Origin of the sequence: Acetobacter sp. DsW_059 (assembly GCF_002153695.1) — a bacterium.
Taxonomy (GTDB): domain Bacteria; phylum Pseudomonadota; class Alphaproteobacteria; order Acetobacterales; family Acetobacteraceae; genus Acetobacter; species Acetobacter thailandicus.
Genome location: NZ_JOPI01000084.1, coordinates 1 through 5,779, shown reverse-complemented (window position 1 = coordinate 5,779; position 5,779 = coordinate 1). Strand labels below are relative to the sequence as shown.

The following is a 5,779-nucleotide window of genomic DNA, read 5'->3' as shown; positions in this document are numbered from 1 at the left end:
CCGCTATGCTTGCTGACCTGCTGAGCCACAGCCTATTTGCAGCTCAGGAGATACCAACCGGCATTCTTATCTCAGGTGCCGGAGCTTGTTTCTTTTTGCTCTATTTACGTAAAATATAAAAAACTTCTTGCATTCAACATGGAGGGTTCGGTGCTGTCACATTAAGTCTGATTGGTTGAGAAAGTCGCTAAGAGTGTAATTTCAGGCAGTCAGAGCGGTCGCACTGTTCCACTGAGCGAAAGCTCTGATACGATGGAGATACTTGCTGAGAGCTGATGATATCTGAGCGGGCGGAACAAAGAGATTACGAACGGCTGAGAACACAGAGACAAAAAGCTAACACCCGGCCGGAGAGCGGAATTTCTGCATCACTCTTTCTCGTTTTCGTAAGGGCAGATGTGAATTTTCTGCTCTGTTATTCAGCCTCTTATGGCTCAGATGCCTCACAGAGGGCATGATATGGCGTTTCGCTGTTTCGTAAGAAGAAAGCTTATCTGTCACGATACGGGCTGGTTGTGCACCCTGCTGACGAAGAAGGCGGGTTAACAGATTTTGTGCTGCTTTTGCATTGCGTCGTGTCTGAAGAATTTCATCGAGGACATAGCCCTCCTGGTCTACCGCCCGCCATAACCAGTACACCTGCCCCTGAATGCGCAGATGCACTTCGTCCAGATGCCAGATATCTCCCGGTTTCGCAGCTTTCCTGCGTAATCTTCCAGCGTAAGCAGGGCCGAACTTACGGCTCCACCGGCGGATCGTTTCATACGATACCACAAGCCCACGCTCACACAGCATATCTTCGACCAGACGATAACTCAGCGGAAAGCGATAATACAACCAGACCGCATGAGCGATCACCTCACCAGGAAAGCGATGCCGCTTGTAACTCACTGAACAGACTTTTATCCCTCAGTCGCTACCACAAATCACTTAATGTGACAGCACCAGCAGAACGTCAAGGAAGGCACACCCAGAAGCCGCAACACGCTTTTATGAACAACAAAAATCACATGCATTAGCCGCTTAAATCAGATAAAAAACGTCTCCACAAAACCCGGGGCAATTCACTGTTCCAGGCAGGATTGGCAGCGGCCTGCCATAATCCGGTTCTGAAAGCTGTTGCCAGGCGCATAAAAGAGCGGGGTAAGCCACACAAACTGGGGATCGTCACAATCGCCAACGCTATCCTCAAAGCCTGAGTGTCATGGCGCATTAGCTCCGCTGCTTAAACACAGTTGCTAACGAGATATCTTATGCAATCTGCTCCTTTGCGAGATTCGAGTTATCCATACAAAATCGATCGTGGTAGGGTTTTTTATCTTGACAATAAGCATGTTGCATGGCCTTGTTACGGTAACGCACTGAGCTACGAAGCTCGTAACGGTGCCCTCGTTAGTAACGACTTCGATTATTTTTGGCGACGCTGCCAGTAGCTTCTGAGTATCAGATAATGGCGTTCGCACTACCAAAAATCGGAATCCTTTTGTCTAGTTCTACTCCTTACGAGGTTGCAAACAACTCGATACGCAGTGGTATTAAGGCTGCCCTTTACGAATTACAATGTGAAGGGATTAGCGTGACAGCAGTGTTTAGTGACCCAAGCGATTTTGGTGGTTGTTATATCGAAGCGTCAAAATTTCTCCTAGATCAGGGCATCAAGCATGTATTGGGTTGTTATACGTCAAGCTCACGACAGCAGGTAGTGCCGACATTTGAAGCTCGTGATTCGATCTTGTGGTACCCGGTTCATTATGAAGGCTTTGAGTGCTCCCCATCAGTTATATATCTAGGATCTACTCCTGCTCAGCATGTTTTGAATCTCATTGATTATGCAATCAAGAGAGGATGGAAAAGCTATTACCATTTGGGTTCTGACTATGTCTGGGCATGGGAGAACAATCGCGTTATGGCTGATTACTTGGCCTCTCAAAGTGGGGTTTGCATCGGAGAAGATTTAAGGCCGATATCCGATAATGCGGAATCCTTTGTTACCACAATAGATAAAATATGGGCTGCAAAGCCAGATTTTATTTTTAGTAATCTCATTGGAGAAGATCATTACCAATTTATTCGAGATTTCAGGAATTCTGAGTTCCAACACAAAGCCAACATACCAATTTTAACATGTGCACTTGGTGAAACTGAGTTGAAAGCAATAGGGCCAGAATGGTGTGAAGATTTGATTGTATCCAGTGTATATTTTTCAAGCATAAACAATCAGGAAAATAAAAAGTTTATATCTTCTTTATTGGGTGCGGGGGTATCGTCGCCTGGTGCTTGCGTGGATGCAGAAGGTGCTTATTTAACCACAAAACTATTATGTCGGTCTTTGTTAATAGCTAAAAGTGACGAAAGACAGGCGGTAGTCAATGCGCTGGGTGAGATAGTTTGTGACGCTCCTCGTGGCAATGTTCGAGTTGATATTAACACCAATCACTCTGCAGCCCGTCCCAGAATTGGAATATCTAAAAAGAATTTCGAATTTGATATAATTTCTGACACTTTAACGTACGTCGAGCCTAATCCATATTTGGTGAATCCAGAAAATTTGGCCGAAATGGAAAACACTTGTGATGGTATGGGTACATGAGCCGGACCGTTACGCACAATTTCCAACATTATGAAGCGAGGGTCTTTTCAGAACGCCAATATCCGTTATTGGAGAGAAGCCTAAAGAACATGGGGATGGATATTTTATATTTAAAAGGATGTGATTACGTTAGTGCGTTTACCTGTGTATCTGATCGTGCCGTGATTAATTTCCTCGATTTATCAGATAGCGCTGTTCGATCTTATGCGCTGTCATCGAACGAAAAACCTAAACTCGTTCCTATAGTTGCTCTCGTGAATAGTGAAACTCCCTCCCACCTGAAAGCTATGATCATGCTAGAGGCAACGTCATTTCTTAGGACGCCAATCTGTTCTTCAACGGTATTTCCTGCAGTTTATATGGCAATTAATCTTCATGAACGTAAAAAAATACTAGAATCTACAATAGAAAGTTTAAATGAAAAGAAAAAAAAGAGGAAATATGTGGTTAAATATTTGTTTCACTTTATGAACAAAAACAATGTTGATGAAGAGACGGCTTATAAGAAGTTAAGGGCTATATCTCAACAGAACAGATGTTCAGTAGAAGAATACGCTTACAACTATTACATTGATGAGGTATAGGGCATGTGGAAAAAAAGCGCACTTAAGGATAAAATAGTGAAGCTGGAGGACATCTCTCACACGCATCATTATGTAACTGAGAAAACGCAGGGCAAGTATCACTACGTTTATGGGCCGTACCCAACTCCTGTTTTATCGATCAAATCGGGAGATACAGTAACTTGCGAAACGCATGATGCTTTTGAGGGGCAGATCAAGACTGAGAGTGATGTCCCATCAGAGATATTAAATTTTCCGTATCTTAATCCACAAAATGGTCCGATTTTTGTTGAAAGCGCTGAAAAGGGAGACACTCTGTGTGTGGAAATATTAAAAATTTCACCACGTGGAGAACAACCGCGAGGAACAACGCTGATAATGCCACAATTTGGAGGGCTCGTCAGCACCAAAGAGACGGCGTCTCTACAAAAAGATCTTCCAGAACGGGTAAGGAAATTAATTGTCACAGAGGAAAAGGGTACAATATGGTCTGATAAAATAACAATTCCGTATGAACCTTTTATTGGATCGATTGGTGTTTCCCCCGAGATTGAAGCTGTTTCCGCCCTGCAACCGGATTATTGGGGTGGAAACATGGATCTTCCCGATGTCAGACCAGGAAATATAATCTATTTCCCGGTGAATGCACCTGGTGCGCTATTATACTTGGGAGATTGTCACGCAACACAAGGCGACGGTGAATTGTCAGGTGTGGCGCTGGAGCATCCGACGCATACAACAGTACGAGTTCATCTTGTAAAGGACTGGAAGATATCGGGTCCCCGGATAGAAAGTGAGAATTTTATAATGTCCGTAGGGTCTGCGCGCCCGTTAGAGGATGCCACGAGAATGGCCTATCGAGATCTTATAGAATGGATGGCTACGGATTTTGGGTTCGATCGGATCGACGCATATATGCTGTTGAGTCAATGTGGCAGGGTAAGATTGGGTAATATGGTAGATCCCAAGTACACAGTGGCCGCTTCTATAAAAAAATCATATTTATTTGGAGAATAATAAGTAATTACTGAAAAAATAAAATCAACAAATCCGTTTATACCCATTAACATCAAAAATTTCCGGATGATACTCAATTGCGTATCAAAGCTATTCAATCACTCCTGATTGAATAGGGTTTTGTAGATGGAGGGATAGAAGAACCATTGATTGATGTGCTCTGGTTCGTGATTCCAGAGTTCTGTCGTGCTGATGGTAGTTCTCTGTCCTGATTTTTGTATGACGTCTGAGGCAGAGCGAAAATCAGGCTAACGAACCAGAAATCAAGACGCCAATAGCCCAAAATCAGAACCAGGGCACATCAATCAATGGTTCTTCTATCCCTCTAATCATCCTCCTCCTTAACTGACGACACGCCGTAAAATGCAGTGTGAATTTAAATCCCAATACTATTAATAAAAATATATATAAATCATGTTGATTTATAAGATTTTTAATGCTTACTATTTAATAGTAGTTAATTTTTTTATTTTTCTGATATTATATATCTAAACAACAACGGTGTTGTTAAATGAAAAATAAAAATATATCTTTATTATAAATTAAAAGTTAATTCTATATTTAGTTTTCTTTTAATTTATATAAAATCATCAAAAATAAATAAGGGGAATTAAATGATATATTTTGTCACTATAAATAAAAGGATTTTTAATTATGGGCATTGATAGTTATAAAGCTGCTGCAATTCAATTTGAGCCAAGATTATTCGATAAAGAAAAAAATTGCTTGGAACTAATAGAATTAATAAAAGAAGCAGCTGAATCTGGTGCTAAATTAATTACTACGCCTGAAATGGCTATTTCTGGTTATTGCTTTTTTAATGAAGAAGAAGCTGCCAGAATGGCGGAACCAGTATCCGGAAAAACTGTTTCTCTTTTTAAAAATTTGTCGTCTTCTTTAAATATATACTTGGTTTTGGGTATGCCAGAACAAGATGAAGAAAGCGGGTTACTATATAACTCAGCTATTTTTATTGGGCCAAAAGGGGTTTTGGGGGTTCATAGAAAAACACACTCTTATATTTCAGAACCAAAATGGGCAGCTCCGGGAAATAATGGTCATAAAGTTTATGATACTCCCTTGGGTAAAATAGCAATTTTAATATGCATGGATATTCATTTTCTTGAAACAGCAAGAGTTGTAGCTGTAGAAGGAGCTGATATTATCTGTCATATTAGTAATTGGCTAGCAGAAAAAACACCTGCCCCATATTGGATTAGTCGGGCATATGAAAATAACTGTTATTTATTGGAAAGCAATAGATGGGGACTGGAGAGGGGTGTACAATTTAGTGGCGGATCATGTATAATATCCCCTAATGGTGATATTATAAGCCAAATTGATACAGAAAATGGTATTGTTTATGCAAATATTGATTTAAATGAATCAAGAAAAATGAAAAAAAATGTCTACTCTACTTTAGAATGTAGACGCCCTAATCTTTATCGTGAATTACAAAAAAATACATTTCTGTGGAATCCTTTAGATTACTTTAATCTTTATAATAATAATCCTATATCTAAAGGAGGAAGTGGGAAAGTATCTGTTGTTCAAGATAACTTCTCTGAAAATAAAAATGATAATATAAAAAAGATATTAATATTAATAG

Annotated in this window: 4 protein-coding genes and 1 pseudogene; 4 read left to right on the top strand and 1 reads right to left on the bottom strand. The window is 40.4% G+C overall.

Annotated elements, in window-relative coordinates:
• Positions 1–201: 201 nt before the first annotated feature.
• Positions 202–906: pseudogene (locus HK25_RS11975) on the bottom strand (IS6 family transposase).
• A gap of 544 nt (positions 907–1,450) precedes the next feature.
• Here HK25_RS11975 and HK25_RS11970 point away from each other — a divergent pair.
• From HK25_RS11970 to HK25_RS11955, 4 genes are all read left to right on the top strand, one after another.
• A complete protein-coding gene (locus HK25_RS11970) occupies positions 1,451–2,590 on the top strand; it encodes a transporter substrate-binding protein (protein WP_086636376.1) in 1,140 nt (379 codons plus the stop codon).
• Positions 2,587–3,174 carry a hypothetical protein gene (locus HK25_RS11965; protein WP_086636375.1) on the top strand — a complete coding sequence of 196 codons (588 nt, stop codon included), beginning with the start codon at positions 2,587–2,589 and terminating at the stop codon, positions 3,172–3,174. The genes HK25_RS11970 and HK25_RS11965 overlap by 4 nt, the downstream gene beginning before the upstream one ends.
• A gap of 3 nt (positions 3,175–3,177) precedes the next feature.
• Positions 3,178–4,170: an acetamidase/formamidase family protein gene (locus HK25_RS11960; RefSeq protein ID WP_086636374.1), complete on the top strand. Its 993-nt coding sequence runs from the start codon at positions 3,178–3,180 to the stop codon at positions 4,168–4,170.
• A 654-nt stretch (positions 4,171–4,824) separates the two neighbouring features.
• The coding region (locus HK25_RS11955; protein WP_304528639.1) for a nitrilase-related carbon-nitrogen hydrolase at positions 4,825–5,779 on the top strand (955 nt) is incomplete at its 3' end.